This is a genomic window from Paraglaciecola sp. 2405UD69-4 (genome assembly GCF_047525415.1).
Taxonomy (GTDB): domain Bacteria; phylum Pseudomonadota; class Gammaproteobacteria; order Enterobacterales; family Alteromonadaceae; genus Paraglaciecola.
In genome coordinates this window covers 80,948-102,660 of the sequence record NZ_JBLIXM010000003.1, presented here as the reverse complement: position 1 = coordinate 102,660, position 21,713 = coordinate 80,948, and the positions used below count along the sequence as shown (strand labels likewise).

The window sequence follows — 21,713 nt, the reverse complement described above, 5'->3', positions numbered from 1 at the left end:
GGATCTCTTTGTTTTTAATATATACATAAGCTGATGATTATTATTCAACTAAAGAATAAATAGAGCCAAACAGTTCCAAAAAAGTGATCAGAATTACATAAAGGTTATAAGGGCAAATTGCGAAAACCCAAGCAATGCGGCAAAATACTCTAACTAAATATCGAGGGACTTATGGCAAGTAGTAAACAAGACGCGTTAATTAAGGCATTTAAAGACATCTTGAACACCGAAAGTTTCGGATCCCAAGGTGATATTGTCGACGCTTTAAAAACACAAGATTTTGACAATATTAGTCAATCTAAAGTATCTCGAATGTTAAGTAAGTTTGGGGCGGTCAGAACGCGAAATGCTAGAGGCGACATGGTTTACTGTTTACCGCCAGAGCTCGGCATGCCAACGGCCAAAAGCCCATTAAAACAACTTGTACTTGATGTAGTACATAACAACTCTATGGTAATTATCAGAACAAGCCCTGGGGCTGCCCAATTAATTGCAAGGTTGCTAGACTCTTTAGGTAAAAAAGATGGTGTATTAGGAACCATAGCAGGTGACGATACGATATTTATCGCCCCTGCAGATATAAACCATATTGAGGACACTCAAAGCCGTGTTGAAGCACTCTTTGAGAATGTATAAAGCAAGGTTTAGGGCTTAACTTTTATATCAACCCACACTAACCTATGGTCTGATGAACTTTTTCTATCTTTAATGAGTTTGTAAGTCAGATCATCTTTAGTGGGCCAAAATACTCCACTATTTAAAACACCTAACGAATTTGATGGTAAAACATAATCTGCCCTCATTCTCCAAAAAGCAGTGTGTTGCCCAGCATATGAGTTGTTTATAGTGTGTAACTTAGCGCCTTCACTTTCAGGGATAAATGAATCATTTACCCTTGGGTGACTTAGTAAACCTTGAATACCTGCCTTTTCACCGTCGCCCTCTACAGGCGATGCATTTAAATCTCCTACAATTACAAAATGCTTTCCAGAAAAGCCACCTTTAGCACCTAGATCATCATATATATAAGCCGCTTGCTGTTCATCTGAAATATAATCGGTCCAAAAACGGATCTCATCATGGTTCCTTTTACCATTACGATTTTCTGGTCCATCAAATACTGGAGGTGTTGGATGGCTTGCTAAGAGATTAAGGGTTACTCCATTGATATCAATTGGAATATCCCAATGGGATTTTGAAGATAGTCTTAAAATATTTTGCGCAGCTTGGTTAAAATAAGCTTCGCCAGACTCATCTTTTATACTAGTTAAAAGATTATTTGGCATATCTTTCCATAAGAATGTTTGGAAAGTACGAACGTCACCTTTTAGGATTGGGAATTTACTTAAAACTAACATCCCATATTGACCAGGATATGCTCCAAAACCAAATGCATCTCCATGGGAGCCTGAAGCAACACCGTCTTTATCTAAGTCTAGCCCTGAGTCTAAACCTGTATTTACAGGTGCAGAATAAAAATAAGGGTATACCGCAGCTTGAGAGCCGTTCTGTGGCACGGATAAATAATTATCTATAAACGCTCTAATATCAGTTACTGAGCTAGACAAGTAGTCAAACTCATTGAGTAAAATGATATCCGGTTTATTACGCTGAATGATTTCAGCAATATTCTGTATTTGTGAATGGCCACCGCTAGCCAGGTGAATACTTAGTTCATTGCCACTAACGTTTTCACCCTGCTGCACATAATTACCCGCTTCCATACTCACGTTAAAGGTTGCCACACGAATATTCTGCAGCGTACTAGTTGAGTGACACCCAGCTAAGCAAACCATTATATACAAGCCTATAGTTATTCGATTGAACATCGTATTACCTTTTAATTTACGACTAAATAAAAAAGCCGGCTCAAATGAGCCGGCTTTTAATTCAGTATTTAACTAAAGATTAAAATCTGTAGCTAATTCCTACACGAGCTTCCCAAAGTGATGCATCACCTTGACGGCTCTCTGGAGAAGAAGTGCCAACAGTAGCAGTATTGAAAGATACTTCTTCTAAGATTCCCCAATCATCATTAAGGAAGTTAGTGAAGTTATCAATCGTAAAGCTAAGAGTTGCCGAATGATCGTCTTTAAACGCTGGAATTTCCTGTCTAATAGCGATATCAGCTTTTGCCCACCAGCCACTTTCTTCGCCGTTACGCTCATTACCAATAGGCAATACATTATTGCTATCTAAATAAGGCGTGAATCCAAATACAGCATTACTATCACTAAATGATAAAGTTCTGCTATATGGACGGCCAGATTGTGCCAATGCATACATGTTGAAACGTGTATCTAAACCATCAAACAACTCAACTACATAACTAAAATCAGCAGTGAAGCGATGTGCGATATTCCAATCAGATAACGAAGAGACATCTTCATTAGGGTTAGTAAATGCACGGTACTGATAGTTAGAGAATGCAACAGAGCTAGTCATAGGCTGTACATCTTCAGAGTGGTTGTAAGTATAACCAGCTACTACGCGTACGCCGTTATCCCAAGACTTTTCTAATGTACCAGTTAGTGAATAAGAAGTTGACGTTTCACCAGAGTTAGTTAACTCAAAAGCTGCCAATCTGTTACTTTCGTAAATAGCATAACCTTCATCAGTTGTACCAACTTCATCTAAATGAGCAGCCAAGATCATTGCTTGGTTTTGGGTGAATGATACTAAAAGGTCAGCATTTAAAATAAAGTCTGACTCAGTAACATGGGTAACACCTGCAGATAATTTCCACTCGCTTGGCATTTCAAAGTCAGGGTCTAGATAGTTCAACTCAAAGTTTGAACCTTCACCGGCAGAAACTGCAGCATCTAGCTCAGAAGGAATGGCATAACCAGGACCTGCAGTCACACCTTCTTCACCGTTAACCCAAACAATATCATCATCAAATAAGCTGCGCGAACCGTCTGTATAACCGAAGTCACGACCACGAGCTCCTACTTGTGTAGTATTAGAACCTGAGTAGTTATTAGACATCCAAACGTTCGGGTTACCACCAGAGAATAGACCTAAACCACCGCGGATTTCTGTACTGTCACTTACTGTATAGTTTAAGCCGATACGAGGTTGTAATAAGGATACACCATCTAAGTTAGCTGAATTTGAGAACCCATAATCAGCGACAAACTCAGCATTCTCTTCAGGATTATCTGAAGAAGTGATCCAGTCGTAACGTAAACCAGCAATAACTTTTAAATCATCTGTTAAATAAAATTCATCTTGTGCATAAACAGAGTGAGAAGTGTAACCCCAGTTTGCAGCTGCATCATCTAAATCCCCAGATATCGCGTAGTTATAGTAAATAGCATCAGCAAAACCATTTTCAAAGTTTTCTATACCGTCGAAACGAATTTCAGTTTCACTATGCTGCACGAACAAGTTGAATATATCTAAGCTATCACTCTCATAACCAAATGTAGCAGTATGGCCATTATCAAAATAGTAGTTACCACGCAATAAGATACTAGTTGCATCCCAATCTAGATCGTTAGCTTGACGGCTATCATCTGAACCGATATAAACGTCAACATCATCAGTTTCAATACGGATCTCACCAAAGTCGTTACCACCAATTGTCCCGTCTCCACCAATAGAGTTTTGACGGTTATCTAACTCAGTACGAGATAAACGGATTTCTGTAGAAAATTTGTCTGTCCAATCAGAATAGAGCACACCCACATAAGATGTTAACTCAGCACCACGCTCATATAGGTGGTTAGAGAATTCAAATTCATCTGAATCACCATCAGATTGAGCAATATTGTTACCATCGTTATAGTTGTAAGTAAATGAAGCACGGTGTTGTTCGTTAATATTCCAATCAATTTTAACTAGAAGCTTTTCATCTTCATTAGGTAAACTTGAAGGTATAGAACCAGGATCATAATCATATAAGTCATTGGCTATACGTACAATTTCATCTAACTCATCTTGAGTGATGTTAACTTCATCTACAGCACCAGATCCAATCGCACCACGGTCAAATAAATTAGCACCTTCAAGTTTTTCGTATGCAGCAAAGATGAAAAGCTTATCTTTAATAAGAGGCGCGCCAACTGAGAAGCCGTAACGTTTTTCAGTATAATCACCAATATTTACAGCATCACCTTCTAGTGAATCACCACGTAAGCTGTTACTTCCATAATCGAAGAAAGCTGTACCATGTACTTCGTTAGTACCAGTTTTACTTACAGCACTGATGTTACAAGCTGAGAAACCACCGTAAATTACGTCGAAAGGAGCAATTTCAACCGCTACACCTTCGATTGCATCAAAAGAGAAAGGCATTCTTTCAGTAGGGTAACCGTTTGAATTAAGGCCAAACAAGTCATTCATACGGACACCGTCAACAGTTAAGCTGTTGAAGCGCGGGCTTTTACCCACACATTGAATGCCGCCACTGCCGCCTTCATCTACATATATACGCGGGTCGATACGAACAATATCAGTAATATCACGGTTTATTGCAGGGGCGTTTTGTAAAGTAGAAAGGTCAAAGTTTGCACCAGGTCCAATTTTACCAAATGCTAAACTACTTACTTGAGACGCGGTAACAGAAATACGCTCTACATCTTCTTCAGATTGTAAAGCACGGTTAAGCGGTGCAGTTTCACCTAGACTTAGATAGATATCGCTTATCGTTTGATCAGCAAACTTATCAGAATCAATTTCTACTGTATAAGGACCACCAACACGCAGACCATTTAGGTTAAACGCACCAGAAGAGTTAACAATAGCAGTCTTAACAGCACCTGTTGGAACGTGCGTTACTTTAACTACTGTACCTGCAGCTGGATTACCTTGAGGTCCAACTATTGTACCAGTCATCCCAGAAGAGGTAACTTGTGCCATTGCAGCTGTAGACATACCTACAGAAAGTGCTACTGCAATCGCTACACGATTGAGTTTAGATTTATTGAACATTGTGTGTTTCCTAAGTTTTGGTTTTTCTAAATTTTCGCATATCAAGCATGCTTGGCGTGCACCTTACAGGCTAAATATTTCATTTTTATTTAAACTATTTCTTTATTTTTATATCTAACTAATGCCTTTGGAAAACAAAGGCAAAAATACATCCTATGTCCTATCATCCAATTTACCAGCTCTACTCATACTGAACTTATTCAAAAAAGTAAAAAGCATTTAACACCATTCAACTCATTTTTTTATAATTACTTAAATATCAATAAGTTAACAACAACAAATAAACTTACCTATTGCAATAAATAAGACTAACTGGTGAAATTGGCATTCTTTAATGCAACAAGTAAGTTTAGCTCGATACATTTTGATTACTTTTCTCCACTACAATAGAACAATATTAATCTCATCGATAGTGATCGCTGTTGTAATTATGTGGTCTATTGGAACAAATTTTAATCAGAAAAAAGTATCCGCGATTCCAAATTTAATCGTTGAATATGAAACTTGTTTAACCAGCTCTACCACTAACCATAACACTTTTATTGCATTTGTAATAAACAAGCACATTGCCACCTTGTTACTTGATAAGCTTTGTAAAGATAAAGTAATCAACAATCAATTCGGAAAAATCGAAGTAAGATGGAGCAATAGAGACCAAGATATTATTCAGTATGTAGGCAAAGGGATTGCTCAGCTTGCCTTAGTAAAAGAAAACTTAATGCAAGCTTTTGCAATAGAACAGACTTATGGATATAAAGTCATAGGAACTTATCAAAACTATTCTGCTTATTTTATATCCTTGAAAGAAAAGCCCGAAATAAGTAAACAATACCTCTGGGGCAAAACGCTAGGTTTGTTAGATTACCCAAGCAGTCGCTCGGGTCATATTATTCCTAAAAAAATTCTCAAAGATTTAGGCTTAACCGAACAAAGTATCAATATCACCTATGCCACCAGCCATGAAGAGTTACGCAGTTTATTGGCGTCTGGAGACGTGGATATTATCTCTTCCTATTGGCAACAAGAAGACAGCGAACGCTTTTCTCATAATTATATTACCCAAATAGAAGAAGACGTAAGTGGTAGTAAATGGTATCTGAAAATGGATACAGACAATACAGATCTAGTGTGCGGAGCCCAGAGGATTTTACTGCAGCTAACTCAAGACATGGATTCAGAGTATTACAACCAAATCATTGTCCCTGAACAATGTAATGCCAACAAAGTAGATAGCCAATGACGCAAACGCAGAAGTTATACTTAAAACGTTTAGGTTACTTTTTATTACTTTGGGCTCTGCTACAAGGTGTTTATTCTTCTGCCCACTACTTTCAATACCAACAAGAACAAAGGTTTTATCAACTTAATATCGAAAAACGAATCGCACTCGATATAGGCAAACTACAGCTTGCAAACCCTGCATTAAGTGTAGTGTCTGACAAACCATCGGTTACAATTTATATTAAGCAGCTAAATCAATACTTAGAAAACCAAAGCGCTCCCGCTCGTTTGTCTAGAATTCAGGATGTTGACGTTTTTGTTGATTCGGATTTTACGCTTTTAAACTCTGAGCTAAATCCAGCTAATCAAAAAATCACCTTAGGTTTAGCTTTATTACCTTGGCACTTTTTAACGACTCTCAACCCAGTTGCATTATTATTTGCAATTTTATTATCCGTCTTAGCCTATAAGCTGCAACCTAAAAAGACTGAAGAAGAAAAAGAGTCACTGAAAGCCTCTTCAGCAGCAGTGAGACCTATACTATCGATTAATCTCCACAACAAAACACTATGTCATAGAGAAGTAAACAGAAATGTTAAACTGTCAAATAAACCATTTTGTTTCTATGTTGCACTTTTAGAATACTGCGTTAAAGAACCAGAGCCCTATCTTAGCCAGAGTAAAGATGTTCCTGAAGATATCATTGCTTTAGCTAATAAGTACTTTTATCGATTAATCGAGTTAGGACATACAAAGCGCAAAAGGCCAGACTTCAATACAAATCTAGATAAAACTTTAAGTGAAATTAGAGCTTCTTTAGATATGGTGTTCTTACATCAAACTACAGATAAAAAAATGTTTTACCCACCAAAAGCGCAGGGAGAGGGCTCTAGATCTAAATTACACAATTACGCCCTTGAGCATATAGCCGCAGAAAATTTAGAAATCATTGGAAAATAAAACTACCAAAAGATACTGCTGATTGCTGAAAAATTAAACTAACCATTAATTTTAATGGTATTAGTTTATTGAAAGCAGAGTTCAGGTGCTGACTTTTCCTTGCTTCACTGTTATCTTTCCGACAGTCTTAAATCAATTGTCTGGAGTGGTATGTCTACCCCATTAGTTATTGCTATTTCGGGAGCGTCTGGCTCCGGTAAATCCTTATTTACAGAAAATCTGCTTAAAGAGTTTTCCGAAAAAGGCAAGTCTGTACAAATTTTACGGGAAGATCATTACTATCGCTCTCAAGATCACCTTCCTATGAAGGAGCGAGAGCAAAACAATTACGATCACCCCAAAGCCTTCGAGCATGAGTTATTGGTGCAACACCTAGAAGCTTTAAAGAATTGGGACTCTGTTGATTACCCTAGCTATTGTTATAAAACCCACACTAGGCTTGAGAAAACGGAACGTTTGAAATCAGCTCCGGTTATTATTATCGAAGGTATTATGTTGTTAGCCAATGCAGCGCTACAACCAATGTTTGATATAAAGATTTTTGTCGATACACCTCTAGATATTTGCCTACTACGCAGAATGAAAAGAGATATTGCAGAAAGAGGCCGTACGCTAGAGTCGGTAGCCAACCAGTATGAATCAACAGTGAAACCTATGTATCACCAATTCATTGCGCCGAGCCGCTTTACCGCAGACGTGATAGTGACTCAAGGTGGCGAGAACCGCATAGCGCTAGACGTAATAAAATCACATATTCAGCAAAGCTTATTATAAAAGCTTGTTGTTTCATGCTGCACAAAAAATAATAAAAAAGGAATAAAGTATGAACAGTCTAATTGGCGTAGCTTTAATGTTACTTATCGCCTATTTATGCTCAGCCCACAGGCATGCTATTAATTGGCGCACAGTGGGTGGGGCGTTTGCGATACAGGCTGCAATTGGCGCATTGGTGCTGTATTTTCCACCAGGTATTAGTTTTTTACTATCTTTGACTGGATACGTGGAGAACATCATTAGTTACAGCCAAGACGGCATAGACTTTATATTTGGCCCTATGGGTAATAAGTCTATGGGCTTTATATTCGCATTTAATGTTTTACCTGTCATAGTGTTTTTCTCTTCTTTGATTACCGTCCTATATCATTTGAAAGTTATGACAGTAATTATTCGAGTCATTGGCGGATTTTTACAGTTTTTCTTAAAAACAAGCCGTCCTGAGTCTATGTCAGCCGCCGCAAATATTTTTGTTGGGCAAACAGAAGCGCCATTAGTTATTAAACCATTTATACCTAATTTAACCCGTTCTGAGTTGTTTGCTGTCATGGTAGGTGGCTTAGCATCAATTGCAGGGTCAGTGATGGCTGGTTATGCAGGTATGGGAGTGGATATAAAGTACTTGCTTGCGGCAAGTTTCATGGCGGCTCCCGGTGGGTTATTAATGGCCAAAATTATTATTCCTGAAACAGAAGAGTTCAAAAATGAACTTGACCAGAAAACTGTCGAAGATAATCAATACGCCAATATTTTTGATGCTGCAGCAAGTGGCGCCGCTTCTGGATTACATTTAGCACTAAATGTTGGGGCTATGTTGCTGGCTTTTATAGGCCTTATCGCTTTATTAAATGGTTTAATTGGTTGGGCAGGTGGACTGTTTGGTGCCGGAGATTTAAGCTTTGAAGTAATCTTAGGTTATCTATTTCAACCTGTTGCTTGGGCACTAGGCGTACCTTGGGATGAAGCCAATATAGCCGGCAGTTTCATCGGCCAAAAAATGGTAGTAAATGAATTTGTTGCCTATTTAGATTTTCTTAAGTATCAAGCTGAGTTGTCACCCCACACTCAAGCTATCGTCATTTTCTCTTTATGCGGATTTGCCAATTTCTCATCAATAGCGATATTAATGGGTGGTATAGGAGCGCTAGCTCCCAACAGACGCAAAGAGATTGCACAATTGGGGTTAAAAACAGTCTTGGCTGCCACTTTATCAAATTTGATGAGTGCAGCTTTAGCAGGGTTCTACCTGAGCCTGTAAAATTATTTGTAGATTTGAGTTGAGAGTAAACCATGGAATTAATAGCTGTAGATTATCAGGCGCCAAATGCCGATAAATTATTTGTAGAGTCATTACACAAAACTGGATTTGGTGTATTAAAAAACCACCCTATTAGTCAGGAAAGGGTCACGAGCATATATAAAAATTGGCAAGTGTTTTTTAATAGTGAAGAAAAAAATGAGTTTTTATATAACCGTGAAACCCATGATGGTTTTTTCCCAACTAGTGTTTCCGAGACCGCGAAAGGCTTTAAAAAGAAAGATATAAAAGAATATTTCCACTTTTACCCCTGGGGCCGCTGCCCAGAATCACTAAAACAAGAGATAGCTGACTACTACCGTGATACAAACGCATTAGCTTCTGAACTATTATCTTGGGTAGAGAAATACTCACCGGCTGACATATCTTCTAAGTACACTCAATCTTTATCGAGTATGGTAACTGAAAGTGAACAAACCTTATTACGCATTTTACATTACCCACCTTTAGATGGTTCAGAAGAAGTAGACGCCATTAGAGCGGCTGCACATGAAGATATTAACCTGCTAACTATTTTGCCTTCTGCAAACGAACCTGGTCTACAAGTAAAAGGTACGGGTGATTCATGGATTGATGTGCCATGTGATTTTGGAAACCTTATTGTTAACATCGGAGATATGTTGCAAGAAGCTTCAGCAGGCTACTTTCCATCAACTACTCATAGAGTGGTAAATCCTGAAGGCAGTGATCAAACTAAAGCTCGTATTTCACTTCCTTTGTTTTTACACCCTAACCCAGAAGTTGTTTTATCAGACAGATATACAGCGAAAAGTTACTTGAAAGAAAGGTTAGAAGAGCTAGGTGTTGCCTAGCTCCTATTGCTATTCAAACCACTAAATATAGCAGCTTGTTTACAAGCTGCTTAAAAAGTCCATTTTGCTTTGATATTTTTCTTCATCATGATCACTCACTGCTTTAGTTTTAGCGAGTTTTAGGTAGCGAGCACTTTTTTCTAATTTACCGGTTTCATAATACACTTTAGCAATACCATAATAGCCTTCGTGCATATCTTTATTTAACCCTAGAGCTTTTTTAAAATGCTCTAACGCTTGGCTCCAGTTCCTTTGTTCAATCTCTTGCTCACCTAAACTTACGTGGTAATAAGGATTTTTACTTCTCTTACGTTTAACTTTATGAATGATTTCCTGAGCTTTCTCTTGTTGGTCTGTATGCTTATATAGATAAGCTAGGTTCTCCCAAGCAGTTAGGCTGTTGGGTTCAAAATCAAGGGCTTTCAGGTACGCTTTTTCTGCTTTATCAAAGTAATTATTTTGACGATATAAAATCCCAAGGTTAATCCAAGTGTTATTAAGTCTAGGGTAAGTCAAAGCAGCTTGTTTAAAGTATGCGTAAGCCTTGGAGTAGTGCTTCTCAACTAGAGCATCAGCACCCTTGTTATTGTAGAACATAGCAATAACTGCTTTTTTAGGAATAATTTGTTTTGAAAAAAGTTCTCTTGACGCTTGAGGATCAAAGTCAATTTGAAAACTTCTAGGCCCTAGAGATAACGTATTATTGCGAACATTTGGGGTATATTTAAGATTTATGTGGCCATTTAAAAAGCTATATCCATCCCTTCGGGTCCAATACTCAGGTATAAGTACCTCTTGAAATTTAATATTCAACCCAGCCTCTTGAGCCAAAGCATAAGTCATAATAGACATGGATAAACAATTTGCAGCTCTTTGTAAAAATGTATCGTTTGCCACAGTATTAGCGCTGGCTTGATACAATAAATTTAACTCTGAGCGGTCAAATAAGTTATGCACCAATGCTTGCGCCTTGTCTACTTCGCTGTCAAAAGGCTCTATTGTATCGAAAACAAACTGCTTAGCCTTTGCACCTAAATAGAAAATCTCTGGTTCTGTTTCAATATGGTGATTTAAAAACTCTGGAAACCCCTGATCATAAAACAAAATTGCAGGCGCCTGATTAGAAAAATTTGCTGTCCGTGTGGATTGGCACCCAAAGAGCATGACAGACACCAATAGCGAAAACCAACATCTTTTAGCACTAGATAAAATCAACATATAAACACACCTCATGTTAACATCTAATTAACATTAGCGTTTTTTTATGATCCTCGCCAATCTATTCAACGTGAAAAATGGTGATTCGGCCTAACACGTCGTTATGGAATAGACGAAGTTTAGGCTATAAAAACATCGCCTTGACTACATTTTTATTGCTATTGGTTTTATACCTGCCTTTTACGTAATAGACTTACAGGCATTCTAACTTACCAAAAGTAATTAATATGAAAGTAGCGATACTCGGAGCAATGGATGAGGAAATAACACTTATTCGTGACTCCCTAGAACAGTGCCAAGAACAAACAATTAACCACCTCAACGTATTCACAGGTAAATTGGGAGTGACCGATGTTGTGCTCGTAAAATGTGGTATTGGTAAAGTAGCTGCATCTGTTTCTACCACTGTCATTGTCAATCAATTCAAGCCTGACTTTGTTATCAATACAGGATCTGCGGGTGGTTTTTCGAGCCACCTTAATATAGGTGATATTGTTGTTGCCACAGAGTTGCGGCATTTTGATGCAGACCTAACACACTTTGGTTATGAAATAGGCCAGTGTGCCGGCATGCCTACTCATTTTGAATGTGACAAAAAGTTAATTGATTTAACCTATGAACACGCTAAGTCCATGGATAACCTACAGGTAGAACTTGGGTTAATATGCACAGGGGATTCTTTTGTCGGCAGTGATGAGGCCGCAGCCAAAATAACAGAAAACTTCCCGAAAGCTTGCGCTGTAGAAATGGAAGGCGTAGCTATAGCGCAAAGCTGCCATTTACTAGGTGTCCCTTATTTAGTGATTCGTTCTTTGTCTGACATAGCAGGAAAAACATCTACTGTGTCCTTCCAAACATACTTAGAAAAAGCAGCCAAAAATTCAGCCGAGCTAGTAATGAAAACCATATTAAATCTTAAATAGCGTTTTGCATTATTAACATGACTACTTTAATAGATACACTAGCAAGTGAGTACCTACTATCTATGTGGGTGCTAATATTGTGTGTGTTGATTGAAAAGTTTGTTACTTGGCCAGAAAAATACCACCCATTAAGCCTCTTTAGGTTAATGGCTCAAAGAATGGCAGATAAAGTATTACCTGATAAATCCAGACAAACAAGTCAGCAAAAAATAGCTGGGATTTTAGCGCCAACTACATTATTAATTCCAGTTATCACGGTAATAGCAGTATTTATTTTACTACCCCAATACCCGCTATTTTTTGAAAGTCTAATGCTCTTAGTTGCTTTGAAGTTTCAATACGTCATAACCCAAACAAAAAAGGTAACATCAGCACTAAGATCTGGTAAAAAAATATTAGCAAGACAGATGTTAAGCCCTATCGTATTGCGCGAGACCGATAAAATGTCACCTTTAGGTATGGTGAAAGCCAATATTGAGTCGATTTTTCTACGCTTTTGCTATCAATATTGCGCGGTAATCTTTTGGTACTTGTTGACGGGGGGAGCAGGAGCTTTAATTTATCGCACCCTTTATGAAATGAGCCATAGCTGGAATCCCAAGCTATATAGATTCAAGTACTTTGGATATCCAGTTAGAATTGTAGTTAACATAATGCAATTAATACCAGCTGTTATTGGGAGTTTTTGTATAGTGATTGCCGGCAACCTCACCTCAGGCTTTAAAGCAATGGTCCAAAGAAGAAGTTATAAAAGTGTGCCTATGTTTATATTAAATACTTGTGGTAGTACATTAAATGTATCACTAGGAGGGCCAGCATTTTACGACAAGGTAAAAATACGCATGCCCTTATGTGGGTCAATTAAACAGGTAACCTTAAGTGATAATCAAAAGGCATTAAGTTTGATTAATATTGCTTCATGGGTATTGATGACAGGCTTAATATTAATATATGCGATTTATTTTGCGGCACTGCAAAACTAGTAAGGTTAACTTACTGTTTAGTACATATGGCTAAAATGACTATTTATCGGTATAAATACCAACAGAAAAACACAAAGGCACAGCGCATGTTCAAACAGATTATTTTTTGGTTCATAAGTTGTATTGGCTTCACAGCACATGCCGCAAGCATGACCGAAGTTAATCAAGTCAAAGTGCTTAACGAGGACCCTTCAAGCTATTTTTTAGTGGATGTAAGAACCCCAAAAGAATTCGCTGAAGGGCATGTTCCTAATGCTATCAATATCCCCTTGAGTGAATTATCAACCAGCCTAGAAAAATTCAGTAACCTAGAAAATAAACATATAGTACTGTACTGCCGCTCCGGTTATAGGGCAGGTAAAGCGTCTAAAATGTTGCAACAGCATGGATTTAACAACCTTTATCATCTAGAAGGCGATATGTTAGGCTGGGTCAAGTCTGGGCTTCCCATAGAAAAATAGTAAGAAGAACTAACAGTTTAGGCTCCCTATTAAGAAAACAAGAATCGACTGATACCTATGATTATTACGCTTACCACACCTGCCATGCTGTTTCCGGCTATTTCTTTACTCCTTTTGGCATATACCAACCGTTTTCTAGCTCTTGCTAGTGTAATAAGAAATTTCGATCTGGAAAAAGAAAGCGCTAACGCTAATGCTCAAATAAAAAACTTACGACTCAGGATTCAGCTCATAAAAAATATGCAAGCGGCGGGTATCGCATCTTTTTTCATGTGCGTTTTATCAATGCTTGCTATTTATGCCCAGTATCAAACGATCGGAAGCTCTATATTTGCCTGTAGCCTGGTATTACTCCTTTATTCCCTTTGGTTATCCGTAAGAGAAATTCGCATATCGATAGAAGCATTGGATATGCATTTGAGCCAATTAAATTTACCGACTCAAAAACGTACCTGGAATAGTAAGATTAGTAAAAAATCATGAGAGCTTGCTGCCGCGCAAAATAGCCATACCTTCTTGTCTAGACTTAACTATGGATATAGTAGTCATACTATTAGAAAAGATATCACCGGTTACTTTTTCCATTACTTCCCGCTCATTTTCATTAACAACAATAACTAAATGAATTTCTCCTTGAGTATCTAGATCCATTTTACCTAACAGGGTTAACCCCATAGCATCTTCCAATGTAAGTGATGAGCTAAGCACACCTGAGTAATCAACCAACACTTTGTTATGTTTAGCAATCACATTTTTATACTCACGGCTTTGCAACATGAAAAGTAAATCTAAAGCATTAAGGCTTCCCTCAACACTTACAATTGCCAACATATGACTGCGAGTAATTTTAAATTGCATAACACTTCTATAGTTATCAGGTAAATTTACTTAGCATAGGTTATTACACTACAAACTCATATAGATAATAAAAATCACAAAGAATAAAGCCCCCTACCAAGCTCGCAAATTAGCAACTAAATGACCTTTGCCAAGTTTTTCGCACCAAAAAACTGCAGCCTGAGCAGATCGCACCAACAGTGTGCACCAAAGGGAAATAATAGCCTGCAAGTTTTCGGTAATCTATTGTTTTTAATGACAAAAAATTGTGGCATAGGATTTGTTGTAAATTTGTCAAACTATTGAAAAATATAACTACAACACTGGGAGTACCACCATGAAACTAGTCACAGCGATCATTAAGCCTTTCAAGCTTGATGATGTGCGAGAAGCAATCTCTGAAATCGGAATTGATGGATTGACTGTTACTGAAGTTAAAGGCTTTGGTCGTCAAAAAGGTCATACGGAATTATACCGTGGCGCTGAATATCAAGTAGATTTTTTACCTAAAGTAAAACTTGAAGTAGCCGTTCAGGACGATCAAGTTGAGCGTTTAGTTGAAGCTATAGTTGGCGCGGCTAAAACAGGAAAAATTGGTGACGGAAAAGTATTCGTCTATGACTTAGAGCATGCCGTTCGTATTCGTACTGGCGAAACCGATGGCGAAGCCATTTAGATTTTGAGGAGACTATCGTGGAAATAACTTTTGAGTTGGGCTACGCCCTAGATACTTTTTACTTTTTAATATGTGGTGCTCTCGTAATGTGGATGGCTGCTGGCTTTACCATGTTAGAAGCGGGTTTAGTTCGTGCTAAAAACACCACTGAAATTTTAACGAAAAACGTTGCCTTGTATTCTATCGCTTGCATCATGTACATGGTGTGTGGCTATTCAATTATGTACGGCGGTGATGACTTCACTTGGTTCTTAAGTGGCATTACTGGTGACGGCGCTACAGGTGAAGCAGAGCCAGCAACTTACGCTCCTTCAGCTGATTTCTTCTTCCAAGTTGTATTCGTAGCAACTGCTATGTCTATTGTTTCTGGTGCGGTTGCTGAGCGTATGAAACTTTGGGCATTCCTTGCGTTTACTATCGTACTAACAGGTTTCATTTACCCAATGGAAGGTTCTTGGACTTGGGGTGGCGTATCTGTATTCGGTATGTACACACTAGGCGACAACGGTTTCTCTGACTTTGCTGGTTCTGGTATCGTTCACATGGCTGGTGCAGCTGCGGCTCTTGCGGGTGTGTTATTGCTAGGTGCTCGTAAAGGTAAATATGTTGATGGTAAAGCAAACGCTATCCCTGGTGCTAACCTACCTCTAGCTACTTTAGGTACATTCATCCTTTGGATGGGCTGGTTTGGATTTAACGGTGGTTCAGTTCTAGCGACTGCTACTGTTGAAAGTGCAAATGCCGTTGCTGTTGTATTTATGAATACTAACGCTGCAGCTGCCGGTGGTTTAGTTGCTGCTTTACTACTTGCTCGTATCTTATTTAAGAAAGCTGACTTAACTATGGCACTTAACGGTGCATTAGCTGGCTTAGTTGCAATTACTGCAGAGCCTTCTACTCCTACTCCTCTACAAGCAACATTGTTTGGTGCTATGGGTGGTATCTTAGTAGTATTTAGTATTTTAGCTTTAGATAAGTTAAAAATTGATGATCCAGTGGGCGCTATCTCTGTGCACGGTGTTGTGGGCTTACTAGGACTATTATTAGTTCCAGTTACAAACCCTGATGCAGCTACATTTAGCGGTCAATTACTAGGTGCTGTAACTATCTTCGTATGGGTATTTGTTACTAGTTTAATTACTTGGGCAATTATCAAAGCTGTTATCGGAATCCGTGTCAGTGAAGAAGAAGAGTTTGAAGGCGTAGACATGAGTGAGTGTGGTTTAGAAGCATACCCAGACTTCACTTCTAGTCGCTCTTAAGCATAAGCTTTAGAAAATAGGATTATAATAATTACAAACGTCCTTAAATAGAAATCAAGCACTGTATTGATTTCTTAATGCCAGGAAGGCCATAGCCCCGCACTAGCGGGGCTTTTTTATGGCTTAAAATAAGCTCACTTATACCTAGCCATAGTAAATCCCTGTATCCTAAACCAATTAATATCAATGAGTTTACGTTATGAAACCTATTACGATTATATCCCTTGTAACATGCTTGCTGTTGGTTGCGCCTTCTTGGTCATATGACAGAGTCACAGGTAAACCTTTTGCATCACGCTCTGAAGTGATTGCTACAAATGCAATGGCCGCAACTAGCCAGCCTTTAGCCACCCAAGTAGCCTTAGATATACTCAAACAAGGAGGTAATGCTATTGATGCAGCAATTGCAGCTAATGCTATGCTTGGCTTAGTGGAGCCTACTGGCAGTGGTATAGGAGGTGATTTATTCGCTATGGTTTGGGATGCTAAAGAACAGAAGCTCTACGGATTAAATGCTTCAGGACGCTCTCCCAAATCTTTAACCTTAGAGCATTTTGAACTCCAAGGCTTAGATAAAATTCCTTCATATGGGCCACTTCCTGTTTCTGTTCCAGGTGCTGTAGATGGCTGGTTCAAGCTACATGAAAAGTTCGGAAAACTGCCCATGACTAGCATACTTGCTCCAAGTATAGAGTATGCAAAAAAAGGCTTTCCAGTGACAGAATTGATCGCTTATTACATGCAAGCTAGTGTACCTAAACTTGAAAAATATCCTGGTTTTAAAGAAACATATATGCCCAACGGCCGAGCACCAAACAAGGGGCAGATATTCACAAATAAAGACTTAGCTGTTACCTACGAAAAAATAGCAACTGGTGGAAGAGATGTATTTTATAAAGGTGATATAGCCCACTCGATAGCGGCCTACATGAAGCAGCAAGGTGGCTTTCTAAGCTATGAAGACTTAGCTAGTCATACATCAGAATGGGTCACCCCAGTGTCCACAAATTACAAAGGATACGATGTGTGGGAGTTACCGCCAAATGGGCAGGGTATAGCCGCATTACAAATACTGAATATTCTTGAGCGCTATGATATCGAAAGTATGGGGTTTGGTTCTTCTCAATATATCCATACTTTTGTTGAAGCCAAAAAATTAGCGTTTGAGGATAGGGCAAAATATTACAGCGACCCAGCATTTAATAATGCACCTGTAAATTGGTTGATATCCAAAGAGTATGCAAAGAGCCGCAGTCAACTAATAGATAGTAACAAAGCCGCTAAACGCTATGACGCTGGCATAAATGAAGGCGATACCATTTATCTCACCACAGCAGATAAAGAAGGCAACATGGTGTCACTGATTCAAAGCAATTATAGAGGAATGGGATCAGGTATGACTCCCACTGGGTTAGGCTTTATTTTACAAGACAGGGGTGAACTGTTTAGTTTAGAGCCTGGCCATAACAATGTTTATGCACCCAATAAAAGGCCATTTCATACTATTATTCCTGCATTTGTTACCCGTAACGGACAGCCTTGGCTGAGTTTTGGGGTAATGGGTGGTAGCACACAACCTCAAATGCATGCCCAAATCATCACCAATTTAATTGACTTTGGAATGAATCTCCAGGAAGCAGGCGATGCACCCAGAATGCTACACACAGGCTCAAGTCAACCCACTGGAGGGAAAATGGTCGATGGTGGAATGGTCCATTTAGAATCAGGGGTTAGTCCTAAGGTTAAACGTGAGTTGCTAGAAAAAGGCCACGTTTTGCAAGACAGCCTGGGAAACTATGGTGGGTACCAAGCAATTATGCGGGATCTTGAAACAGGCGTTTACTATGGCGCATCAGAAAGTCGTAAAGACGGACATGCAGCTGGGTATTAGCCACCCGAAACCATTACACCTATTTGGTGTTATGGTTTATCAGGTTATCTGTTGCACTCTCTTGGCTTAAATTTATTGCGCTAATTGGATACGGTATAACAATACCTTCATCCTTAAACCTTTTATGGAGTGCTTTGATAAAGGCAGACTTGATAAAAAATCGGTTAAAGTATTCTTGCGCTCTTAACATTACAGTAAAGTTAATACTAGAGTTGTCAAAAGTATGAAACACAACAAAGGTCTCATACTCAGGGATCCCCCATTTATGAGTACGCAAAATCTCTTTGGCAACTTCTAACGTGACCCTTTCTACATGGTCAAGGTCAGAGTCATAATGGACCCCTACATCAACAGGTACGGACAGCTGTTTTTCCGGGTAGTAATAGTTAATTAGTTTAGATTGTGCCAAGACACTATTTGGCATAATCACAATATTATTTGGTAGCATTTTAATCCAAGTTGAGCGCCACCCTATTTTTTCTACAAAACCTTGCTCTCCAGAATCAAGCTCCACAAAATCACCAACTCTAAGTGGCTTATCTGCAATCATTTGAATACCAGAAAAAAAGTTCTCTAACGTAGGTTGTAATGCTAATGCCACTGCCAGTGATCCAATGCCAAGTGAAGCAACGATAGGAGTAATGGAAACACCTAATGTACTGAGGATAATTAACAGGCCAATACAAAATACAATGACCCGTAAAGTACCTTTCAAAAGGCTACCACTGGTTTTCAAAATGGGAGAGCTATCTTGGTAATGGGTTAGGCTTACCCGAGCAAACTTATCAGCAAACATAATCATGGCTACAATGAAAAAGATTTGGCTTACAGAGCCCAGTAAATCACTGTGTTCAATGGAAGAGGATATAAGGCTTATCAAAATAAGTTCAGTTAACTTTAAGGAAATAGCAAAGATCAATACACTTGTGGGTCTTCGTGCAGCGTCTAGTAATAAACTATCAAAAACGAAATTTGATTTGTCTATCAAGCAGCGTAAGTAGAAAAAGACGATACTTTTTACTATCCACAACGCGACTAATATACAAACAAACAGTACCACTGCAGACATCCATACGGGAGTAACCTCAATTAAGTTACTAAGAAATTCAGCCGCCTCTCTCATGTGATATCTTCCTTATTAATTAGTCATCAAGAGTTGTGCAATAAACGCACCAGCGAACTAACGCCGGATAAGGAATGAATTACTCATCTTAGTGCACCAAAAAAGGGGCAGACCGCTCTATATTGGTAGTTATCTAGGCTCACACTAAGGGAATAACCTATTTCAATAAGGACCAGAGAAGATTATTATGTGGCATTCACAAGCTATTAATCAGCCTTGTATACGGACATGTTAGCAGTAACAAAAATAATGAATAACCTATGACCCAAGCTCAAAAAGGTATTTGTGCAGAACCGAATTTGCACGCACTGTATTTAACCCTGATTGTAATTGATGATGACGCAGTGACTATGCGTAAAAAAATAGCACAAGTATTAGCGCTATTTTCCCATTATGATGAAGAATACTACGAGGCAATGGTTTCAGGAATTGTCGCTGTCGGAACTGACTATTGGTATGAACTATACCCTCGCTCAATTCCACAGGAGCTGGCTCCTTTCCCAATTATGAACAGTGATGACCGCAGTGCACCAGCCACTCCGGGAGATCTTTTTATTCAAATAAAAGCAGACAGAGTAGATATTTGTCATGCTATTGGAACTAGAATTATTGAGTTATTACGACCTCACATTGATTTGTTTGAAGAGGTCAAAGGCTTCCGATACTTAGATGGCAGAGACCTAACTGGCTTTGTTGATGGCACAGAAAACCCAAAAGGTATGCAAAAGTTCAATGTTGCCTTGGTGGGTGATCAAGACCTAGAGTTTGCAGGTGGTAGTTATATACATGTTCAACGTTATCGTCACAACATGGAAAAATGGCAACAACTATCAGTAGCCACCCAAGAAGAGACATATGGGCGTACTAAAGCCGATAACGTGGAATTTAAAAGTACTGACAAGGCCCCATTTTCCCACACTAAACGTACGTCTTTGAAAGATAAAGATGGTAAGAGCATAGAAATATTAAGACAAAGCATGCCCTATGGTGATATGACGATACAGGGCTTATATTTTGTATCTTGTGCCAAGAGCCCTCAGCCGTTTACAAATATGCTCAAAAGCATGGTATATGGTGATGGAGAAGGTAATTACGATAGATTACTAGACTTTACCAATGCGGAAACAGGTGGCGCATTCTTTGCCCCGTCAATCAACTTTATTAAACAGCAAGCCAAGGAATAAACTCTCGAAACCACTATGTCAGCTTTACGTTAAAATCGAATAGAACCATCCCAGTCTGGATCCAACTGGCTATTTTTTAATAATTCACATTGTTGCAAATGATGGGTCACCAAAGGATCTTGAGGGTTTACATCATGGGCTAATGTGAATTGTTCTGTTGCCAAATCCCACTTTTGCTGTTTACGATAAGTTATGCCTAGCTCAATATAATGAGCGTTTGCCAATTTCAATTCTTTAACCGCTTCATCTTGGTGATCAATAACTTCATAAATCGCTATGGGAGTTTGTCTTCCTTTAACCCGCACCCAATCTAAAATTCTATACACAAACACGCCTTCTGCATCAGCTTGTTTTAGGGTCTCTTCACTGACGACTATATCCGTGAAGTATTTAGGCGCTAGCGTTTCAAGCCTATATGCAATATTAACCGTATCACCAATTACAGTAGTATCCATACGGTCTTCAGAGCCAACCGTTCCTATAATAACAGGCCCAAAATGCACACCAATTCCAATGTTAACAGCCGGATAATGGCACTTAGCTCTGTGGGAGTTGTATAAAACAATAGCTGCTCGTAAACCTAATGCCGCACGTATTGCATCTTGTGCTTTATCAGCGTTTGTACCGGTTGGCCTATCAAATAACGCCATAACTGCATCGCCAATAAATTTGTCGATAAAACCATTATTTTGATGAATGGGATCATTCATTCTTAGAAAATAAGAGTTAAGAAAATTCATTAACTCCTGCGGAGTCATGTTTTCAGATAACCCAGTAAAACCACGAATATCTGTAAACAATATTGCCAACTCATCTTCATCAGCACGACCTAGCTCTAATGTATCAGAGCCATGTTTAGCAAAATGATCCACAAACTGCTTAGGAACAAACTTACGAAATGTCTGGTTGAGGCGCATGGCCTCATCTGCGTAATTGCTATGACTAAGATTAACAGCCACAGCTTTGTTGGCCTTAGCAATACTAGTAGTGGCTACAGCCTTATTAGCTTTTAGTCTTTTCAGTAAAAACAGCAGCACCAGCGTATAGATAGTAATAACCACCAAAAGCACTAATGGAATAGGCTGTAGTATCTGCGCTAGCACTAGATAGTATTCACTTTTATTATCGTTCTTAA

At 38.8% G+C, this 21,713-nt stretch carries 20 protein-coding genes; 14 read left to right on the top strand and 6 right to left on the bottom strand.

Annotated features, from left to right (window positions below; genetic code table 11):
• Positions 1-171: 171 nt before the first annotated feature.
• The gene (gene argR, locus ACMUMK_RS12605) at positions 172-636 is read left to right on the top strand and encodes a transcriptional regulator ArgR (RefSeq protein WP_414701497.1); all 465 of its coding nucleotides are present in this window, start codon (positions 172-174) and stop codon (positions 634-636) included.
• Positions 637-644: 8 nt separating this feature from the next.
• Here the strand turns inward: argR and ACMUMK_RS12600 are convergent, their stop codons facing one another.
• Together ACMUMK_RS12600 and ACMUMK_RS12595 are read right to left on the bottom strand one after the other, a co-directional pair.
• On the bottom strand, positions 645-1,829 hold the full coding sequence (locus ACMUMK_RS12600) for an endonuclease/exonuclease/phosphatase family protein (protein WP_414701496.1): 1,185 nt from the start codon (positions 1,827-1,829) through the stop codon (positions 645-647).
• A 79-nt stretch (positions 1,830-1,908) separates the two neighbouring features.
• Entirely contained in the window at positions 1,909-4,935 is a 3,027-nt protein-coding gene (locus tag ACMUMK_RS12595; RefSeq protein ID WP_414701495.1) for a TonB-dependent receptor, read from the bottom strand.
• A 334-nt stretch (positions 4,936-5,269) separates the two neighbouring features.
• Here ACMUMK_RS12595 and ACMUMK_RS12590 point away from each other — a divergent pair, with 334 nt between their 5' ends.
• From ACMUMK_RS12590 to ACMUMK_RS12570, 5 genes are all read left to right on the top strand, one after another.
• Positions 5,270-6,175 carry a PhnD/SsuA/transferrin family substrate-binding protein gene (locus ACMUMK_RS12590; RefSeq protein WP_414701494.1) on the top strand — a complete coding sequence of 302 codons (906 nt, stop codon included), beginning with the start codon at positions 5,270-5,272 and terminating at the stop codon, positions 6,173-6,175.
• Complete coding sequence (locus tag ACMUMK_RS12585) at positions 6,172-7,116, top strand: hypothetical protein (RefSeq protein WP_414701493.1); 945 nt, start codon at positions 6,172-6,174, stop codon at positions 7,114-7,116. Before ACMUMK_RS12590 ends, ACMUMK_RS12585 begins: the two co-directional genes overlap by 4 nt.
• Before the next feature lie 150 nt (positions 7,117-7,266).
• Positions 7,267-7,890: a uridine kinase gene (udk, locus tag ACMUMK_RS12580; protein ID WP_414701492.1), complete on the top strand. Its 624-nt coding sequence runs from the start codon at positions 7,267-7,269 to the stop codon at positions 7,888-7,890.
• Positions 7,891-7,939: 49 nt separating this feature from the next.
• Positions 7,940-9,148 (top strand): NupC/NupG family nucleoside CNT transporter, encoded by a 1,209-nt coding sequence (locus tag ACMUMK_RS12575; RefSeq protein WP_414701491.1) that lies wholly within the window; start codon positions 7,940-7,942, stop codon positions 9,146-9,148.
• A 32-nt stretch (positions 9,149-9,180) separates the two neighbouring features.
• Complete coding sequence (locus tag ACMUMK_RS12570; protein ID WP_414701490.1) at positions 9,181-10,020, top strand: 2OG-Fe(II) oxygenase family protein; 840 nt, start codon at positions 9,181-9,183, stop codon at positions 10,018-10,020.
• Positions 10,021-10,059: 39 nt separating this feature from the next.
• On the opposite strand, the gene ACMUMK_RS12565 is transcribed toward ACMUMK_RS12570, so the two are convergent.
• On the bottom strand, positions 10,060-11,238 hold the full coding sequence (locus ACMUMK_RS12565; RefSeq protein WP_414701489.1) for a tetratricopeptide repeat protein: 1,179 nt from the start codon (positions 11,236-11,238) through the stop codon (positions 10,060-10,062).
• A 227-nt stretch (positions 11,239-11,465) separates the two neighbouring features.
• Here ACMUMK_RS12565 and mtnN point away from each other — a divergent pair, with 227 nt between their 5' ends.
• The 4 genes from mtnN to ACMUMK_RS12545 all read left to right on the top strand — a co-directional run bounded on the left by mtnN (position 11,466) and on the right by ACMUMK_RS12545 (position 14,088).
• A complete protein-coding gene (mtnN, locus tag ACMUMK_RS12560) occupies positions 11,466-12,161 on the top strand; it encodes a 5'-methylthioadenosine/S-adenosylhomocysteine nucleosidase (protein WP_414701488.1) in 696 nt (231 codons plus the stop codon).
• Positions 12,162-12,178: 17 nt separating this feature from the next.
• The gene (locus ACMUMK_RS12555) at positions 12,179-13,144 is read left to right on the top strand and encodes a cobalamin biosynthesis protein (protein ID WP_414701487.1); all 966 of its coding nucleotides are present in this window, start codon (positions 12,179-12,181) and stop codon (positions 13,142-13,144) included.
• A gap of 86 nt (positions 13,145-13,230) precedes the next feature.
• On the top strand, positions 13,231-13,605 hold the full coding sequence (locus tag ACMUMK_RS12550) for a rhodanese-like domain-containing protein (protein WP_414701486.1): 375 nt from the start codon (positions 13,231-13,233) through the stop codon (positions 13,603-13,605).
• A gap of 57 nt (positions 13,606-13,662) precedes the next feature.
• Positions 13,663-14,088: a DUF2721 domain-containing protein gene (locus tag ACMUMK_RS12545; protein WP_414701485.1), complete on the top strand. Its 426-nt coding sequence runs from the start codon at positions 13,663-13,665 to the stop codon at positions 14,086-14,088.
• Here the strand turns inward: ACMUMK_RS12545 and ACMUMK_RS12540 are convergent.
• On the bottom strand, positions 14,083-14,463 hold the full coding sequence (locus ACMUMK_RS12540; protein WP_414701484.1) for a hypothetical protein: 381 nt from the start codon (positions 14,461-14,463) through the stop codon (positions 14,083-14,085). The two genes, ACMUMK_RS12545 and ACMUMK_RS12540, sit on opposite strands and share 6 nt — an antisense overlap.
• A 316-nt stretch (positions 14,464-14,779) precedes the next feature.
• Between ACMUMK_RS12540 and glnK the strand changes: the two genes are divergently transcribed.
• The 3 genes from glnK to ggt all read left to right on the top strand — a co-directional run bounded on the left by glnK (position 14,780) and on the right by ggt (position 18,271).
• Positions 14,780-15,118: a P-II family nitrogen regulator gene (gene glnK / locus ACMUMK_RS12535; protein ID WP_006992692.1), complete on the top strand. Its 339-nt coding sequence runs from the start codon at positions 14,780-14,782 to the stop codon at positions 15,116-15,118.
• Positions 15,119-15,135: 17 nt separating this feature from the next.
• The gene (locus tag ACMUMK_RS12530) at positions 15,136-16,380 is read left to right on the top strand and encodes an ammonium transporter (protein ID WP_414701483.1); all 1,245 of its coding nucleotides are present in this window, start codon (positions 15,136-15,138) and stop codon (positions 16,378-16,380) included.
• Positions 16,381-16,579: 199 nt separating this feature from the next.
• A complete protein-coding gene (gene ggt / locus ACMUMK_RS12525) occupies positions 16,580-18,271 on the top strand; it encodes a gamma-glutamyltransferase (protein WP_414701482.1) in 1,692 nt (563 codons plus the stop codon).
• A 19-nt stretch (positions 18,272-18,290) separates the two neighbouring features.
• On the opposite strand, the gene ACMUMK_RS12520 is transcribed toward ggt, so the two are convergent.
• Positions 18,291-19,394, bottom strand: coding sequence for a mechanosensitive ion channel family protein (locus tag ACMUMK_RS12520; protein ID WP_414701481.1), 1,104 nt, complete (start codon positions 19,392-19,394; stop codon positions 18,291-18,293).
• 260 nt (positions 19,395-19,654) lie between these two features.
• On the opposite strand from ACMUMK_RS12520, the gene ACMUMK_RS12515 reads away from it, so the two are divergent.
• Positions 19,655-20,578, top strand: coding sequence for a Dyp-type peroxidase (locus ACMUMK_RS12515; protein WP_414701480.1), 924 nt, complete (start codon positions 19,655-19,657; stop codon positions 20,576-20,578).
• Between the two features lie 29 nt (positions 20,579-20,607).
• On the opposite strand, the gene ACMUMK_RS12510 is transcribed toward ACMUMK_RS12515, so the two are convergent.
• Positions 20,608-21,681 carry an adenylate/guanylate cyclase domain-containing protein gene (locus tag ACMUMK_RS12510; RefSeq protein WP_414701479.1) on the bottom strand — a complete coding sequence of 358 codons (1,074 nt, stop codon included), beginning with the start codon at positions 21,679-21,681 and terminating at the stop codon, positions 20,608-20,610.
• Between the last annotated feature and the right edge of the window lie 32 nt (positions 21,682-21,713).